The following is a 15,644-nucleotide window of genomic DNA, read 5'->3' as shown; positions in this document are numbered from 1 at the left end:
CGGCAGTGAGCCCGCCGGTCGCGCACCGGCGGGCTCACTGGCCCGGCAGCAGGCCCAGGCGCCAGGCGTCGACCAGCGGCGCGAACCGTTCCGCGGCGTCGAACAGGGCGTCCGGGCCGAGGCGGTGCGCCTCCAGATGGGACAGCATCTCCATGCCGAGATACAGCGCGACCGCCGCGGTGGCGACCTCGCGCACCGGGATCACCTCGGCCAGCGGCGTGCCCGTGAGCAGCCGTTCGATGATCCCGGCGGCGAAGTCCTGCCACTGGGCGGTCTGCACCTTCACCTGCTCGGCGAGCCGGGCGTTGGCGTTGGCCGCGGCGACCAGCTCCTGCACGGCGGCGATGTACCCGGCGGAACCGTCCTCGGTGTAGAGGCGGCGCAGCGCGGCCAGCGTGTCGGAGGCGGTGGCGACCTCGGCCAGCTCGGCACGGTAGCGGGCCAGGCGCGCCTCGCTGGTGTACTGCGCGGTCGCGACGAACAGGTCGTCGAGGTCGGCGAAGTGGTAGTAGATGACGCCGGGCGCGAACCCGCCGGTCTTCGCGACGGCGCGGGCGGTGCAGCGGCCGTACCCCTCGGCGGCGAGGGTGTGTACGGCCGCCTGCAGCACGCGCGCCCGGGTGTCGGCACGGGGCATCAGATGACCCGGATGGGGCGCACGCCCGCCGCGGACAGGTGCGGGTCGAGGCGGCGGGCCAGCTCGGGCAGCCGGTGGCTGGGGATCTGCGGGTACAGGTGGTGCTCCAGGTGGTAGGTCAGTTCGAGGAAGATCGCGGGAATGACCCGCCCGCGCAGCGTACGCGTCTGGGTGAGCGGCTCGTCGCCGTAATCGTGGTGCGGCAGGTACACCGTGAGCAAGGGGTAGACCCAGGAGCCCGCGATCGCCATCACCGCGTACGCCAGCAGCCCCGGCGTCACCGGCCACAGCAGCACCCCGCCGCCCACCGCCGCAAACGGCGCCACCGCCTCGGCCAGCAGCCAGGCGCGCAGGCCCCGGTCGCCGCGGGCGCGCCGCCACGACCACCACCACAGCCGGACCAGGAACACCGGACCGTAGACGACCGCGCCCAGCAACGACAGGTTCGCCGGATAGCCCTCCGGGTCCTCGTCGCTGGGGAACAGCCGGTGGTGCTGCAGGTGCGTGGACCGGTAGGCGTGCCCGCTCTCCAGCAGCACCAGTCCCATCAGGAACAGCGCCCAGTCGGACTGCCGGGCGGACAGCCCGAGCGCCCGGTGCACCACGTCGTGGGTCACCGTCACCACGGCCACGAAGATCCCGAACACCACCAGCGGCGTCAGCCACCACCAGCCCGCCCAGCAGACCAGGGCGAAGACCCCGATGCCGAGGTACGGCCGGACCAGCGCGAGCCGCGTGCGCCACGGCGAGACGGCGAGCAGGTCCGCGCCGACCTCGCCGAGGCTGGGCAGCCCGCCCCTCATCGCACACCCCCGTGGACGCGGACGTGGCGGCGCACGTCGTCGGCGACGATCCGGCTGCCCAGCACGCAGGCGACCGTGCCCAGCCCCGGCCAGGTCGAGTCGCCGACCAGCCAGAACCCGGGCAGGCCGGAGCGGTGCGGCACGGCGAACTGGTTGCTGTTGCGCAGCGTCTGCCGCACCCCGCCCACCGCCCCGCCCGGCCGCCGGGTGAACCGCTCGTAGCTGCGCGGCGTGCCGACCTGCCGGACCACGGCCCGCTCGCCCAGCCTCGGGTATACGCGCCGGGTCAGCTCGACCAGCCGCTCACCGATCTCGCGCTTGCGCTCGGCGTAGGCCGCCTCGGGCAGGTCGCGCCAGCCGGCCAGCTCGGTGTGCGTGGAGATCATGACGGCGCGGTGGCCGGGCGGCGCGCTGACCGTGTCGCCGGGTGCGGAGACCGAGACGAACATGTTGTTGCCCTCGCCCAGCGGCCGGGCGTAGTCCTGCATGAGCTGGTGGTGGGTGAACTCCTGCCCGGCGACCTCCTCCTCGGGCACCCCGAGGAACACCACGACGGCACCGCCGAGATCGGGCTCGTCGCGTTCGAGGTACGGCCGCAGCCGGTGCGCGACGGGGGTGCCCGCGGCCACCTCGGCGGTGACCTGCGCGGGCAGCGCGCTGACCACGGCCCCCGCCTCGACCGCGCCCCGCGCGGTGTGCACGGTGAACGCGCCCTCCCGCCCGGCGACCCGCTCGACACGGCAGCCGGTGCGCAGGTCACCGCCCAGCTCGCGGTAGCGCGCGACGACCGTACGCCAGAAGCCGTGCATGCCGCCCCGGTGCCGGGACAGGCCCGCGCCGCGGATGGTCACCCCGAGCGCGGCGTTGATCAGCGGTGCCCGGTCGACGGTGCTGTGCACCGTGTCCTCGACCAGCATGCCGAGCAGCGCCACCAGCGAGTCCTGGTCGCGCAGGCCGTGCGCACGCAGCGCGTCGCCCATGGTCCGGCCCAGATGGCGCACCAGCGGCAGCTGCCGCAGCCCGACCGCACGCAGATCGTGCACGGCGTCGGCCGGGCTGCGGACCGGCAGCCGGATGCCGGACCGGCTGGCCGACCAGAAGACCTCGGCGATCCGGTCCAGCTCGGCCCAGAACCGCCGGTGCGCCCGGGTGTCCCCCAGCGCGCGCAGCCGCTCGGCGTGCCAGCGGTGCTGCTCGCGGTGCAGGGTGACGACCCGGTCGGGCAGCCAGGCGACGTAGCCGGGCAGGTGCTCGGCGTCGAGGTCGGGGATCCCGGCGGTGCTCAGCAGCTCGGCGCCGACCCCGCCGGGCGCGAAGTCGACCAGCGTGGTCGCGCCGACGTCGAAGGAGAAGCCGCGGTGCCGGAAGTAGCCGGCGCAGCCGCCGGCGTGCCCGTGCGCCTCGAACACGATCGTGGACAGTCCCGCGGCCTGTAGCCGCAGCGCGGTGGCGAGGCCGGCGAGGCCCCCGCCGAGCACCGCGACATCGCGGCGTCCCGGCAGCTCCCGGCGGGACGCGGCCGCAGGCGGCCTCGCGAATCCGGTGGGAGCAACGTGATTCTGAACATCTGTTCTGAACACATGTTCAAAGTAGAGCGACTCGGAGATCGAGTCAATCCCATGCCCCGATCACCCAAGATCGCCCGACTTGCCCGGCAGACGGGCGTATCTTCAGCTTTCTTTCGCACGTCTGCCAGGCAACTTGATGGATCATGGCCTAGGGTTGCCGCGGTCACAGCCGCGTGGCGAGCCCGGAGTCCCGGGTCCATGCGGCTCTATGATCAGCTCCGTCAACGCCGACCGCCGGGAGAGTCCATGTCGAGCACCGCAGGCCGCTGGTTCCGCTACGCCGCCATCGCCGAGACCATCTCGTGGGTGGGCCTGCTCATCGGCATGTTCTTCAAGTACATCGTGGTGAAGAACGACATCGGCGTGTTCGTCTTCGGCCGGGTGCACGGCGCGATGTTCGTGTTCTACCTGGCCACCATGCTCTGGACGGCCAAGGTGCACCGGTGGGGCTTCGGCCGCGTCGTCGTGGGCGGCGCCGCGTCGATCCCGCCGTTCCTGGGGCTGCTGTTCGAGCGCTGGGTCGCCAAGCGGGACGCCGTCACGGAGGCCGCCGAGGCCGAGCCCGCCGTCGCCGCGGCCCGCTGAGCCCGGCTCACTCCAGCACCTCCGCGCCCGCCGGAGCCCGGCGGGCCATGAAGATCCCGAACACCAGCGGCAGGAACCAGATCACCACGGCGGCGACGCTGCTGGCGAACGCCACCGGGATCGACACCGCGAACGCCACCACCGGCGACAGCGACATGATCGAAGCCCACCGCATCACCGCCGGGGTGACCCGCACCCGCAGCAGCTTCGCCCGCCAGGCGTAGCGGATCAGCACCACCTCCAGCGTGCTGACCGTCCCGGCCACGACCGCGTACGCGATGACGGCCAGCGGGTTGCCGAAGTAGTCGCCGAGCAGTGCCGTGGGGAACGGCAGGAACGCGATGAAGGCCAGGTAGAACAGGTTGCGGACGATCAGGCCGTAGTCGGTGCCGCGGATGACGCTGAACATCTTGTGATGGGCCACCCAGTAGCGGCCGATCATCGCGAACGAGATGAAGAAGCCGACGAAGTTCGGGATCAGGTCCTCCAGCTGCTGCCACAGCTCCCGGGTGCTCTCCTTGTCGACCAGGTGGGGCACGGTCACCTCGACGATGAGCAGCGTCATCGCGATCGAGAACAGGCCGTCGCTGAACGCGGTCACCCGGCCGAACTCCACGGTGTCGCGCCCCCAGACGCGCGCGGAGGTGTCCCGGGCCACGGCTCCACCCTACGGTGCCGGTGGCCCGGAAAATGGCATCCTGCCCGGTTAGGGAGTGATTTCGGGGATCATGGCGGGCAGGATGATCGGAGGGCCCCGTGACCGGCGACGCGGGTGAGGCACGGCCCACCTCGCGCTCGCTTCGCCTGATCCTGCTGCTGACCGCGGCGGCGGGCTTCCTCGACGCGTACACCTTCCTCGGGCGGGGCGGGGTGTTCGCCACCGCGCAGACCGGCAACATGGTGCTGCTGGGCGTCGCCGCCGCGCAGGCGCAGTGGGACGCCGCGCTGCGGCACGTGCCGCCGATCGCCGCGTTCGTGCTCGGGGTGTGGACCGCGGAGAGCATCCGGCTGCCCCGGGTCGCCGCCCTCCTCCGCCGTCCGCTGCGCGCCGCGCTGCTGCTGGAGGTGCTGGTGCTGGTGGTCGTGGGGCTGCTGCCGTCGGGCGTGCCCGACGACCTGGTCGCGGTGCTGATCGCGTTCGTGGCGTCGGTGCAGATCACCTCGTTCGGGCTCATCGGCGCCTGGACCTTCAACACGACGGTGACCACGACCAACCTGCGCAACGCCGCCCAGGCCGTCTACGGGGCCGTGGTGCACCGGGATCGGGACTCGGCCGCCCGCGCCCGCAGCCTCTGGCCTGCCATCGGGTCGTTCGCGGCCGGGGCGGTGCTGGGCGGGCTGCTCACCGTACGCCTCGGCGACCAGGCGGTATGGGCGGCGACCGCGCTGCTGGGCCTGGGCCTGGCACTGTTCGTGGTGGACGACCGACGCCGCTGACCACAACGTCGGACCCCGCCCGGGTCGGCGTCGTGGACGGCTCCGCGGGAGCCGATCTCGGCGTTCCGGCAGACCTGCGCCGGAGCCGGAGGCGAGAATCGATGCGTGATCACTGTGGTGGGTGTGCCGATCGACTGCGTCGGAGTGCCGGAGGCGGGCGATCCGCCGTTCGGCACGGAGCTGGCCCCGGCCGCGCTGCGTGAGGCGGGCCTGGTCGCCGCCGTCGGGGGCCGGGACGCCGGGGACGTGCCGGTGCGCCTGGTCGGCAAGGGCCGCGACGAGCAGACCGGCGTGATCGCCTGGCCGTCGGTGCGGTCCATGACCGGCGTGGTACGCGGCGCCGTCCGTGACCTGGTCGCCGCCGGTGACCGGCCGTTGCTCGCCGGGGGCTGCTGCACCCTGCTGCCCGCCGCGCTGGCCGGGGCCCGGGACGCGCTCGGCGGCATCGGGCTGGCGTACCTGGACGGGCATCTCGACCTCTACGACGGCCGCACCTCGCCCACCGGTGAACCGGCCGACATGCCGATCTCCGTGGTCACCGGGCACGGCCCGGCCGCGTGGGTCGACGCCGTGGGCGGGCCGCTGGTCGCCCCGGAACGGCTGCGCCTGCTCGGGGCGCGGGACCGGCACGAGGCCGTCGAGTACGGCTCGGTGCTGCCCGAGCAGCTCGGCTATCCGCCCGAGTCCACTCCCGACGACCTGCACGAGCAGGGTATGACCGACTCCGGCCAGCAGGCCCGGGACGTGCTCGCGCAGGGCGGCCCGTACTGGGTGCACCTCGATGTGGACGTGCTCGACGAACGCGCCTTCCCCGCCACCGACTACCTGATGCCCGGCGGCCTGCGCCTGCCCGACCTGCGCGACCTGATGCGCCCGCTGACGGCCGCCGACGCCATGATCGGACTCTCCGTCGCCTGCTACAACCCCGCCAAGGACCCCGGCCGTGCCTGCGCGACCGCCCTGGTCGGCCTCCTTCGCGACGTGCTCTCCCGCTGACCCGCCGGGATCAGGCGCGTTCGGCGGCGCGGGCGATGTTGCGGGCCATGCCGCCGAAGACGATCGCGTGGAACGGGGAGATCGAGCGCCAGTAGAGGTGACCGGCCAGGCCGCGGGGGATGAACACGGCGCGCTGCTCGTACCGGCTGCCCTGCGGGTCGTCGCAGACGCGCAGCTCCAGCCAGGCGCGGCCGGGCAGCATCATCTCGGCGCGCAGCCGCAGCAGCCGCCCCGGCTCGATCTCCTCGACGCGCCAGAAGTCCAGCGCCTCACCGGTGTAGAGGCGGACCGGGTCGCGGCGGCCGCGGCGCAGCCCGACCCCGCCGATGGCCCGGTCGAACCAGCCCCGCGCGGACCAGGCGAGCGGGAAGGAGTACCAGCCCTTCTCGCCGCCGATGCTGGTGACCACGTTCCACAGCGCGCGGGGTGGGGCCTTCACCTGCTGCGTACGGTGGTCGATGTAGACGCTGCCGCCGGACCAGTCCGGGTCGGTGGGCAGCGGTTCGGCCGCGGCGCGCGTCCACGTCGCCGTCGACCAGCGGGTCTCCACGTCCGCGTCACGGATCTTGACGAGGGCCAGCCGCACCGCCTCGTCGAACGGCTTGAGCCCGCCGGCCGGGTCGGTGACGTACCGGCTGATGTCGTGCTCGTGGCACACCGCCTCGTGGATCAGGCTCTCCACCAGCGGTTTGGCGATGGCTCCGGGCACGGGGGTGACCAGGCCGACCCACTGCGACGACAGCCACGGCGACAGCGTGCGCACCGGCATGATGACCCGCCGGTTCAGGTGCGCGATGTGGGCGTACCGCTGCATCATCTCCTGGAAGGTCAGCACGTCGGGGCCGCCGATGCCGAACGACCGGTTCACGTCCCCGGGCACGCTCGCCCAGCCGACCAGGTAGTGCAGCACGTCGCGGACTGCGATGGGCTGGATCCGGTTGCTCACCCAGCGCGGCGTCACCATGACGGGCAGCCGCTCGGTGAGGTAGCGCAGCATCTCGAACGACGCCGAGCCGGACCCGATGATCACGGCGGCGCGCAGGGTCACCGTCGGCACCCCGGAGTTGGTGAGGATGGCGGCGACCTCGTCGCGTGAACGCAGGTGCGCCGAGGCGGCCGAGCCGTCGAGCGACGGCTCCGGGGCAGGCCCGCCCAGGTAGACGATGCGTTTGACGCGCTCGGCCAGGGCGGCCGCGGCGAAGGTCTGCGCCGCCCGCCGGTCGATCTTCTCGAAGCCGGGCGAGCCGAGCGAGTGCACCAGGTAGTACGCCACCTCGATGTCACGCAGCGCCCGGCGGGTGGCCCCGAGGTCGAGCACGTCCGCCTCGGCGATCTCCGCCTGCGACGCCCAGGGCACGTCGCGCAGCCGCGCCGCGGACCGGGTCAGGCAGCGCACCTGGTGCCCCGCCTCGATGAGCCGCGGGGCGAGCCGCCCGCCGATGTACCCGGTCGCCCCGGTCACCAGCACGCGCCGGCCCCCAACAGCCCGCTCCCCCATCCCCCCACCCTATGCCGCCCCCACCCCCACCCGGCCGCGATCACCCGCCATCAACCCCGTTGATCATGAACTTATGGCACGGTTCGGCGGTGTGTCGCGGCCACAGGTTCCTGATCACCTCGGCGTTCCGTGCCGCGCGGCGAAGCAGCCGCATAGGGTGCATACCAGACGATCCATCGGCTTCGGGGGCGGCACATGGTGACGGTCGGTCTGCTGGTGACGCTGCATGCCGCGCCTGGCAAGGCGGACGAGGTCGCGTCGTTCCTGGCCGGCGCGCTGCCCCTGGCCCAGGCCGAGCGCGGCACGGTGGCCTGGTACTGCTTCCGCATCGACGAGTCGACGTTCGGCATCTTCGACGCGTTCGGCGACGCGGACGCCCTGCAGGCGCACCTCGACGGGGACATCGCGGGTGCGCTGATGGGCCACGCGGGACAGCTGCTGGCCAAGCCGCCGGAGATCCGGCAGGTGCAGGTGCTCGCCGCGAAGCTGCCCGGCTGACGCCTGCCGGTCAGGACGCGGCGGGCTCCGCGTCGCCGGCCTTCGCACGGCGGCGGGCCCGCAGCGTGTACCCGGCGGCGACCAGCAGCAGGCCCGCGCCGAGCTGCCACGGGAAGCCGACCATCAGGGTCACCCACGTGGCCAGGGGTTCGGTGCGCTGCCAGAAGGTCCGGGCGGGGCCGCGGTCGCCGGCGTCGGGGTTGATGTCCCCCATCAGCGGCGACCACACCACGCTCACCTGGTCCGCGTCGAAGCGGCTGCCCAGCTCGAGGAACAGCGACGGCCGCAGGCTCCTGGACGCGACGTACACCGATCCGTCGTGCAGGGGCACCACCATGAACACGCCCGGGTCGTCCATCGCGATGATCCCGTCGACCACCGGGTCGGGCTGTCCGGGCGGTCCGGTCAGGCGGCCTTGTTCCGGCTTGAAGTCGATCAGCGCCAGGTCCCATCCGGACAGCGGGATGCCCGACCAGTGCCGCGGCGCGAGGCCCGCCGCCACCGAGGCCAGCACCAGGACCGGCACCAGGAACGCCAGGACCAGGGCGGTGAGCGCGATACGCCATACGCGATTCATGCCTGTCAAGACGTGCAGCGCGGGTGGGAGGTTGCTCCGTCCCTCAGGAGCGCAGGTACGCCAGCACGGCCAGCACGCGGCGGTGCTGGTCGGCGTCCGGGGGCAGGTCGAGCTTGGCGAAGATGTTGCCGATGTGCTTCTCCACCGCGCCGTCGCCGACCGACAGCCGGCGGCCGATCGCCATGTTCGACCAGCCCTGCGCCATCAGCTCCAGCACCTCGCGCTCGCGCGGGGTCAGCTCGCGCACCGGATCCCTCCTGCCCCGCAGCATCAACTGCGAGATCACCTGTGGATCGAGCACCGTCGCGCCCGCGCCGACCCGGGCCAGCGCGTCCAGGAAGCCGTCCACATCGACCACCGCGTCCTTGAGCAGGTAGCCGACCCCGCCCCGGCCGTCGGCGAGCAGCTCGTCGGCGTACGCCAGCTCGACGTACTGCGACAGCACCAGCACCCGCGTGCCGGGCACGTCCCGGCGGGCACGTACCGCCGCGCGCAGGCCCTCGTCGGTGTGGGTGGGCGGCATGCGCACATCGACGATCGCGACGTCCGGAGCGTGCTCGGCGACGGCCGCGACCAGCGCGGGCCCGTCGCCGACCGCCGCGGCGACCTCGTGCCCGGCCTCCGCGAGCAGCCGGACGATGCCCTCGCGCAGCAGCACGCTGTCCTCGGCGACCACGATCCGCATCAGCTCACGCCACCGGCACGGTCGCCGGGGCCTGCGCGACCACGATCGTCGGGCCGCCCGCCGGGGAGTCCACCGCGAACTCGCCGTCCACCGCGCGCAGCCGGTCGGCCAGCCCGGCCAGGCCGTGGCCCTTGGCCAGGTGCGCGCCGCCCACGCCGTCGTCGGTCACCATCAGGTACACCCGTCCATCCTGCGCGGTCAGCTCCAGCCGGGCGGAGGCGGCCCCGCTGTGCTTGGCGATGTTGGACAGCGCCTCGGCGGCGGCGAAGTACAGCGCGTTCTCGGTCGCCGCGGGCAGCCGGTCCTCGACCGCGAGGTCCAGCTCCACCGGCACGGTGCAGCGCTCGGCCAGCGACGTCAGCGCGGCGGCCAGGCCGCGGTCGGCCAGGATCGGCGGGGCGATGCCGCGCGACAGCGCCCGCAGCTCGTCGAGGGTCTCCTTGGCCTGGCCGAGCGCGCCGTCGATGGTCGACGCGGCGGCGCCCGGATCGTCGGCGAGCTGGCGGCGGGCCCGGGACAGCTCCATGGCCAGACGGATCAGCCGCTGCTGCGGCCCGTCGTGGATGTCGCGCTCCAGCTTGCGCAGCGCCACCGCCTCGGCCGACACCGCCGCCGCGCGGCCCTCGGCCAGGTCGTCCAGGCGGCCCTGCAGCTGCGCGAGCCGGGTCAGCAGGAGCGAGGCGAACCCGGAATGCAGCATCGCCGCGCCACGCTGCACGGCGTACACGGTGAGCAGCGCGAACACGCCGATCATCGTGTACCACCAGGTGCGGGTCACGGAGGTGTCGGCGCCGAAGACGTGCTCGAGCACGACGTCGGTGCCGTCGTCCTCCGGCAGGAAACGTCCCCAGAACCAGAAGGTGAGGCCGCCGAGCGCCGTCGCCCACCAGGTGACCGTCAGCACGAACGCGATGATCGCGATGGGCAGGTTGAGTACGGTCCACAGCAGGTCGAGCCAGCCCTGTCCCTGGCGCAGCGGCGTGATCATGCGGCGGATCCAGCCGGCGCCCGGTTCGGCGGTGCGGTAGCGGGGGCGCGGGACCGGGTGGCTGTGGAGGGCCTGCAGGCGTACCCGCTCGATGTCGGCGAAGCCCCGGGCGGTCAGCAGCGCGGCGGCGAGCACCGCGACGCCGATGAAGAACGTCACCAGCGTGCCCACCCCGGCGGCGAACAGCGTCACCCCGAGCGAGAACGAGACCACCGCGAGCGGCAGACCCAGGAGGTTGTACGCGGCGTCGCGGCCGAGCCGTTGCAGCATCGTCATGCCGCAGACGCTATGCGCCCGGCCCGGCGCAGCCCATCCCGCTGCCCACCGGCGTGATGGTGGGGACAGCCCTACCATCCTGCGCTCCAGGAGGTGAGGCGTTAAGAAGGGCACCTTCCTCTACGGAAAGCGTTAAGAGGGTGCCCTTCCTTTCGGTAGTAGGCTGGCGGCCTCGTGAGGGAGGGGGCCGGGATGACCGTGGCCGAGGTGATGGCCGAGCTTGCCGCGCTGGAGGACCCGAAGGCGCGGGCCGTGAACGAGCGGCACGGCGACGACCACGGGGTGAACCTGGGCAAGCTGCGGGCGGTGGCGAAGCGGCTGAAGACGCAGCAGGAGCTGTCGCGTGAGCTGTGGGCGACCGGCGACACCGCGGCCAGGCTGCTGTCCCTGCTGATCTGCCGCCCGAAGGCGTTCGCGCGGGACGAGCTGGACACCATGCTGCGCGAGGCGCGTGCCCCGAAGGTGCACGACTGGCTGGTCAACTACGTGGTGAAGAAGAGCCCGCACGCTGAGGAGCTGCGCGTGGCCTGGTTCGCCGACCCGGATCCGGTGGTCGCCAGCGCCGGCTGGGCGCTGACGACCGAACGCGTCGCGAAGCAGCCCGCCGGTCTCGACCTGCCCGGTCTGCTCGACACCATCGAGGCCGAGATGAAGGGCGCGCCGGACCGCCTGCAGTGGGCGATGAACCACTGCCTCGCGCAGATCGGCATCGACCACCCCGAGCACCGCGCCCGCGCCCTCGACATCGGCGAGCGCCTCGAGGTCCTCAAGGACTACCCCACTCCCCCGGGCTGCACCTCCCCCTTCGCCCCCACCTGGATCACCGAGATCGTCCGCCGCCAGCAGGCCGCGTGACCGCCCTCGCCTGCCAAGATCGCGCAACTTGCCTGGCATCTGTGCGAATCTTGAGCGTGAATACCCCCATGTGCCAGGCAAATCGAGCGATCTTGACGAGTGGACGGCGGAGCGGCAGTGGTCGATGAGACTGATTTGAGGTATTTGCGGCGGGCGGTGGAGCTGGCGACGCTGGCGTTGGAGGTGGGGGACGAGCCGTTCGGGTCGCTGCTGGTGGGGGCGGACGGGACGGTGCTGTTCGAGGACCACAACCACGTGGCGTCGGGGGATGAGACGCGGCATCCGGAGTTCGAGATCGCGCGGTGGGCGGCCGAGCACCTGAGCCCGGCGGACCGGGCACTGGCGACGGTGTACACCTCGGGCGAGCACTGCCCCATGTGCGCGGCCGCCCACGCGTGGGTGGGGCTGGGGCGGATCGTGTACGCCGGCTCGTCCGAGCAGCTCACCGCGTGGCGTGCGGAGATGGGGCTGCCGCCGGGGCCGGTGCGCCCGCTGCCGATCCAGCAGGTCGCGCCGGGGATCGCGGTGGACGGGCCCGCGCCGGAGCTGGCGGGGGAGCTGCGCGCGCTGCACCGTAGGCTGAACGGGCTCGACTGACCGAGGAGGTGCGCGGGTGGCGCTACGCCCGTCCGAGGATGCGCTGACCGCGCTGCGTGACTTCGTGCGGCGCATCCACGCGCTGGACCGCACCGCGCCCGCCGTGCAGGAGCTGACGCTGCTGGTCGACGGGCGCGAGGAGCGGCTCGCACTGTCCGAGCCGGTGGTGAAGGCGCTGGTGGAGGCGCTGCGGGTGTTCCACGACCCGCGGGACAAGGGGCGCTGCGACTACTGCGGCGGCCCGCTCGACGACAACTTCCTGTGCCGGGACTGCGGCGCGTTCAGCGGCGTCTTCGGGCAGCTGCTGGCCGAGCGGGCCGGTGACTACACCCCGCCGGAGGAGCTGCCCCCGGCCCGCGGCTAGGTCAGCTCAGGTGTGAGCCGATCGTGTGCGGCACGAAGCAGGCGCCGTTGCGCGTGATCAGGCCGTCGGTGCCGACCCCCTCGCGGATGCCCATCCCGGCCGGCTCGCCGTCGATCATCCAGACCCCGAGGACCGGATGGTACGGCCCACCGGGCCCCGCGAACGACGGCAGCTCGCACAGCTGCTGGCAGATCATGCCCCCGTCCCCGTAGTCGCCGCCGCTGCTCGCCAGCACCGTGCCCTCGCGCACCAGCTCGACGTTGGCGCCCTCGCGCGACCAGATCGGCTTGCGGGCGTAGCTGGTCAGGTCCGCTGGCCGCGCGTCGCCGAAGTACGCGGGCAGCAGCAGCTCGCGGTGCACCGGGTCGTCGCGGTACAGCTCCCACAGCACCGGCAGCAGCGCCTTGTTCGACCACAGCGCGGCCGTCCACGGCGGTTCGAGCCAGACCGTGCCGCGCTTGTTCGGGTCGGCCATGTCGGCGAAGATCGGCCGGCCGCCCTCCTCCTGCCAGAGCCACTCCCACGGGTAGAGCAGGAAGATCACGTCGATGGGCCGGGCCGGAGCGCCTTTGCGGGGCTCGTACACGATGCGCCCGTCGGCCATGTCCACGCCGATCCGGTCCACCTCGATCAGCTCGACGGGGTACCCGGCCTGGCGTGCCGTCTCGGCCAGGTAGCCGGCGGTCATCAGGTCCTCGCCGGACGTCTCGGCGCCGTGGTAGGCGAAGTACACCGTGGGGCGCTGCGGCAGCCAGGGGCGGGCGGCGACCAGCTCGCCGAGGTTGCGCCGCCACGCCTCGATAAGGCGCTCGTGCACGCTGGTCCACTGCCGCTCGGGGTGGTGGGTGTGCCCGGTCTGCTCCAGCCAGCGCCACTGCACCACGGCCGCCTCCAGCAGCGACGTCGGCGTCTGCGCGTTGTACTCCAGCAGCTTCGGGGTGGTGCCCCGGCCGCCGTACCAGAGGTCGAACCGGCCGTAGACGCTCGGCGAGAAGTCCGGGCTCTGCCGGGCGTGCGCGTGCGTGCCGAACAGGTCCTTGTCGGCGTGCGTCCACGCCTGCGGGCTGGCGTCGTGCCAGGTGCGGATGACCTGCTCGTGGGTGAACTCGGGCACCCCGGCACGGGCGAGCAGGCACGTGTCCGGGGTGCACACCGAGGTCAGGTACGCCTCCCGGCGCACCGCCGGGTCGCTGCGCGGGCAGCCCGCGGCGAGGTGGTCGCCCGCGGCGACGCACATCCGGTGCAGGGTCGCGGCGGCCTGCTCCAAGAGCAGGATCTCGTCCAGGTCGAAGTCGTAGAACGGGCCCTCGCGCCAGTACGACTGCACGGTGCCGTCCTCGCTCACCGTGTCGTTGAAGACCAGGCCAAGCGCGCGGTTGGTGTCGGCCCAGCCGGGCCGGGGCGCGCCGTGGTGGATCCGGCGCACCTCAGCTGCCCACGGTGCCGGTGTGGGTGCCCCCGACGATGCCGGAGCGCACCGTGCTGCCGTTGGTGATCCGCGACGGCAGGCCCCAGCCGAGCCGGGACTCGGTGTCGGCGGCGCTGAACATGTCGCCGCCCTTCGGCAGCCGCGTGCCGACCCGCAGGTTGCGCCCGTAGAAGGTGGCGAACGCCAGGAAGTACGGCCAGTTCTCGTCCAGGGCGAGGTCGGCGTCGCAGTTGTCCGGGTCGACGATCAGCTCGGTCTCGTCCACGCAGTAGAAGACGTACGTCTCCTCGGTGACGACGGGGTCGGCTGGCGGTGCCACGTAACCGGGGTCGGTGTATCCACCGGAGCCGTAGTTGGGCTGGTAGTACGGCTCGTCCGGCGGCTCCGGCCCGAACCCGCAGGCCAGCGAGCTCGCCGCCAGCCCCAGGAACGCCGCGCCCAGCGCCACGTCACGTGATCTCAGCCGTCCTGCCGCCATCTGCCCTCTCCCCGTGCCGGTGTGGCCCATCACTGTGGCAGGGTCCGTCAAGCCGGGCCGGAGGTGGCTTACGCTGGCCCGATGACCGACGCCCCAGTGGAACTCGCCGCGGTGATGCTCGTCGACCGCACCGGCCGGCTGCTGCTGCAGCTGCGCGACGAGCACGCCCCGCACTACCCGAACATCTGGGGCCTGCCCGGCGGGCACGTCGAGCCCGGTGAGACGCCGGCCGAGGCCGCGCCGCGCGAGCTGCTGGAGGAGACGGCGCTGCGGCCGGAGGAGCCGCTGCGGCTGTTCCTGTCCCAGCCGCTGCCCGCGACGAACCGGCTCAAGCACTACTTCTACGGCCCGACCAGCGCGGTGCAGGACGACGTGGTGGTCGGCGAGGGCGCCGCGATCATCTTCGTGCCGGCCGGCGAGATCCTCGACGGCCGCGAGTTCACCCCCGGTACGGCGGTGGCGCTGGCGCAGTTCCTCGCCTCTGACGAGTACGCGCGGCTCGCCGCACGGGGCTGAGCGGACGCGCCGGTTCGCTTACGATCATCGTCGGCCCGGCGGGAGGACGACGATGGCGAACCGGCTGCTGTATCTGGTCCGGCACGGCGAGGCGGCCGAGGACGGCCCGCTGACCGAGGCGGGACGGGAGCAGGCCCGGCTGACCGGGCAGCGGCTGGCCGGGGTGCCGTTCAGCGGCCTGTGGCACAGCCCGGTGACTCGCGCGGCGCAGACCGCCGGGATCATCGCAGCGCACCTGCCCGGCGTGCCCGTCGCGGAGTCGGCGCTGGCCGGGGACTACGTGCCGCACCGGCCCGCGCGGGAGGAGCTGGCCCCGGCGTACGCCTCCTTCCTGGACGGGTACACCGAGCAGGAGGTCGCCGAGGGCGCGGCCCTGGCGGCGGCGGCCGAGCAGCGGTTCGCCCGCCCGGCCGAGCAGGACACGCGCGAGCTGGTGGTCACGCACAACTTCCTGATCGCGTGGCTGGTCCGGCAGGCGCTGGACGCCCCGCCCGCCCGATGGATCGGCATCAACCAGCAGAACTGCGGGGTGACGGTGCTCGCCTACCGTGACGGCCGCCCGCCCGCGCTGCTGACCTTCAACGACGTGTCGCACCTGCCCGAGCCGGTGCGCTGGACCGGCGTGCCCCCGGCCCTGCACGTCTGACATCGACGAAGCTCGTCGCCTTGTGCGGCGGCTTTCGTACGTTTAGTCTCCAATCGGGAGTCTTCGCCACACGCCGAGCGTGTTCAGGGCATACGCGGCCGATGCCGGCCGTTCGCGCGCTCGTGCTCCGCCCCTCCCTCGGACGTCACTGTCCCTGACGTCGGCCGCGGGCGCCGCCCGCACGGCGTCACGACCGCATGGAGACCTTCCG

Annotated in this window: 19 protein-coding genes; 9 read left to right on the top strand and 10 right to left on the bottom strand. The window is 73.0% G+C overall.

All coding sequences use genetic code 11. The features are described from left to right. Window positions 1–34: 34 nt before the first annotated feature. The 3 genes from Cba03nite_RS07385 to Cba03nite_RS07375 are packed head-to-tail and all read right to left on the bottom strand — an operon-like array spanning window position 35 to window position 2,918. Entirely contained in the window at window positions 35–637 is a 603-nt protein-coding gene (locus Cba03nite_RS07385; protein WP_203743428.1) for a TetR/AcrR family transcriptional regulator, read from the bottom strand. Further along, window positions 637–1,440: a fatty acid desaturase family protein gene (locus tag Cba03nite_RS07380; protein ID WP_203743426.1), complete on the bottom strand. Its 804-nt coding sequence runs from the start codon at window positions 1,438–1,440 to the stop codon at window positions 637–639. Before Cba03nite_RS07380 ends, Cba03nite_RS07385 begins: the two co-directional genes overlap by 1 nt. Then, window positions 1,437–2,918, bottom strand: coding sequence for a phytoene desaturase family protein (locus tag Cba03nite_RS07375; RefSeq protein WP_239125539.1), 1,482 nt, complete (start codon window positions 2,916–2,918; stop codon window positions 1,437–1,439). Before Cba03nite_RS07375 ends, Cba03nite_RS07380 begins: the two co-directional genes overlap by 4 nt. Window positions 2,919–3,254: 336 nt before the next feature. Here Cba03nite_RS07375 and Cba03nite_RS07370 point away from each other — a divergent pair, with 336 nt between their 5' ends. Continuing rightward, window positions 3,255–3,593: a DUF3817 domain-containing protein gene (locus Cba03nite_RS07370; protein ID WP_203743424.1), complete on the top strand. Its 339-nt coding sequence runs from the start codon at window positions 3,255–3,257 to the stop codon at window positions 3,591–3,593. A gap of 7 nt (window positions 3,594–3,600) precedes the next feature. Here the strand turns inward: Cba03nite_RS07370 and Cba03nite_RS07365 are convergent, their stop codons facing one another. Beyond that, a complete protein-coding gene (locus Cba03nite_RS07365) occupies window positions 3,601–4,251 on the bottom strand; it encodes a TMEM175 family protein (protein ID WP_203743422.1) in 651 nt (216 codons plus the stop codon). A gap of 98 nt (window positions 4,252–4,349) precedes the next feature. On the opposite strand from Cba03nite_RS07365, the gene Cba03nite_RS07360 reads away from it, so the two are divergent. Both Cba03nite_RS07360 and Cba03nite_RS07355 read left to right on the top strand, forming a co-directional pair. Beyond that, complete coding sequence (locus Cba03nite_RS07360) at window positions 4,350–5,030, top strand: YoaK family protein (protein WP_203743420.1); 681 nt, start codon at window positions 4,350–4,352, stop codon at window positions 5,028–5,030. 105 nt (window positions 5,031–5,135) lie between these two features. Continuing rightward, entirely contained in the window at window positions 5,136–6,026 is an 891-nt protein-coding gene (locus tag Cba03nite_RS07355; RefSeq protein ID WP_203743418.1) for an arginase family protein, read from the top strand. 10 nt (window positions 6,027–6,036) lie between these two features. Here the strand turns inward: Cba03nite_RS07355 and Cba03nite_RS07350 are convergent, their stop codons facing one another. After that, window positions 6,037–7,524, bottom strand: a complete 1,488-nt coding sequence (locus Cba03nite_RS07350) for an SDR family oxidoreductase (protein WP_203743416.1) — start codon at window positions 7,522–7,524, stop codon at window positions 6,037–6,039. 195 nt (window positions 7,525–7,719) lie between these two features. Here Cba03nite_RS07350 and Cba03nite_RS07345 point away from each other — a divergent pair, with 195 nt between their 5' ends. Next, on the top strand, window positions 7,720–8,022 hold the full coding sequence (locus Cba03nite_RS07345) for a putative quinol monooxygenase (RefSeq protein ID WP_203743414.1): 303 nt from the start codon (window positions 7,720–7,722) through the stop codon (window positions 8,020–8,022). Window positions 8,023–8,032: 10 nt separating this feature from the next. On the opposite strand, the gene Cba03nite_RS07340 is transcribed toward Cba03nite_RS07345, so the two are convergent. From Cba03nite_RS07340 to Cba03nite_RS07330, 3 genes are read right to left on the bottom strand one after another with little or no spacing between them, the layout of a single operon-like run. After that, window positions 8,033–8,599, bottom strand: a complete 567-nt coding sequence (locus tag Cba03nite_RS07340; protein ID WP_203743412.1) for a hypothetical protein — start codon at window positions 8,597–8,599, stop codon at window positions 8,033–8,035. A gap of 43 nt (window positions 8,600–8,642) precedes the next feature. Next, window positions 8,643–9,284 (bottom strand): response regulator transcription factor, encoded by a 642-nt coding sequence (locus Cba03nite_RS07335; RefSeq protein WP_203743410.1) that lies wholly within the window; start codon window positions 9,282–9,284, stop codon window positions 8,643–8,645. A gap of 4 nt (window positions 9,285–9,288) precedes the next feature. Then, window positions 9,289–10,548, bottom strand: a complete 1,260-nt coding sequence (locus Cba03nite_RS07330) for a sensor histidine kinase (RefSeq protein ID WP_203743408.1) — start codon at window positions 10,546–10,548, stop codon at window positions 9,289–9,291. Window positions 10,549–10,740: 192 nt separating this feature from the next. Here Cba03nite_RS07330 and Cba03nite_RS07325 point away from each other — a divergent pair, with 192 nt between their 5' ends. From Cba03nite_RS07325 to Cba03nite_RS07315, 3 genes are all read left to right on the top strand, one after another. Beyond that, window positions 10,741–11,403 carry a DNA alkylation repair protein gene (locus tag Cba03nite_RS07325; RefSeq protein ID WP_203743406.1) on the top strand — a complete coding sequence of 221 codons (663 nt, stop codon included), beginning with the start codon at window positions 10,741–10,743 and terminating at the stop codon, window positions 11,401–11,403. A 135-nt stretch (window positions 11,404–11,538) separates the two neighbouring features. Beyond that, on the top strand, window positions 11,539–12,000 hold the full coding sequence (locus Cba03nite_RS07320) for a nucleoside deaminase (protein WP_239125538.1): 462 nt from the start codon (window positions 11,539–11,541) through the stop codon (window positions 11,998–12,000). Between the two features lie 16 nt (window positions 12,001–12,016). Then, window positions 12,017–12,364: a hypothetical protein gene (locus Cba03nite_RS07315; protein ID WP_203743402.1), complete on the top strand. Its 348-nt coding sequence runs from the start codon at window positions 12,017–12,019 to the stop codon at window positions 12,362–12,364. Between the two features lies 1 nt (window position 12,365). Here Cba03nite_RS07315 and Cba03nite_RS07310 read toward each other — a convergent pair whose 3' ends face one another. Both Cba03nite_RS07310 and Cba03nite_RS07305 read right to left on the bottom strand, forming a co-directional pair. Then, window positions 12,366–13,790, bottom strand: a complete 1,425-nt coding sequence (locus Cba03nite_RS07310) for a glutathionylspermidine synthase family protein (protein WP_203743399.1) — start codon at window positions 13,788–13,790, stop codon at window positions 12,366–12,368. A 1-nt stretch (window position 13,791) separates the two neighbouring features. Further along, window positions 13,792–14,271, bottom strand: a complete 480-nt coding sequence (locus Cba03nite_RS07305) for a hypothetical protein (protein WP_203743397.1) — start codon at window positions 14,269–14,271, stop codon at window positions 13,792–13,794. A gap of 81 nt (window positions 14,272–14,352) precedes the next feature. Here Cba03nite_RS07305 and Cba03nite_RS07300 point away from each other — a divergent pair, with 81 nt between their 5' ends. Together Cba03nite_RS07300 and Cba03nite_RS07295 are read left to right on the top strand one after the other, a co-directional pair. Continuing rightward, window positions 14,353–14,787 (top strand): NUDIX hydrolase, encoded by a 435-nt coding sequence (locus Cba03nite_RS07300; protein ID WP_203743395.1) that lies wholly within the window; start codon window positions 14,353–14,355, stop codon window positions 14,785–14,787. Between the two features lie 52 nt (window positions 14,788–14,839). Continuing rightward, window positions 14,840–15,433 (top strand): histidine phosphatase family protein, encoded by a 594-nt coding sequence (locus Cba03nite_RS07295; protein ID WP_203743393.1) that lies wholly within the window; start codon window positions 14,840–14,842, stop codon window positions 15,431–15,433. Window positions 15,434–15,644 lie beyond the last annotated feature (211 nt).

Origin of the sequence: Catellatospora bangladeshensis (assembly GCF_016862575.1) — a bacterium.
GTDB lineage: Bacteria > Actinomycetota > Actinomycetes > Mycobacteriales > Micromonosporaceae > Catellatospora > Catellatospora bangladeshensis.
This window is presented reverse-complemented; position numbering and strand designations above follow the sequence as displayed.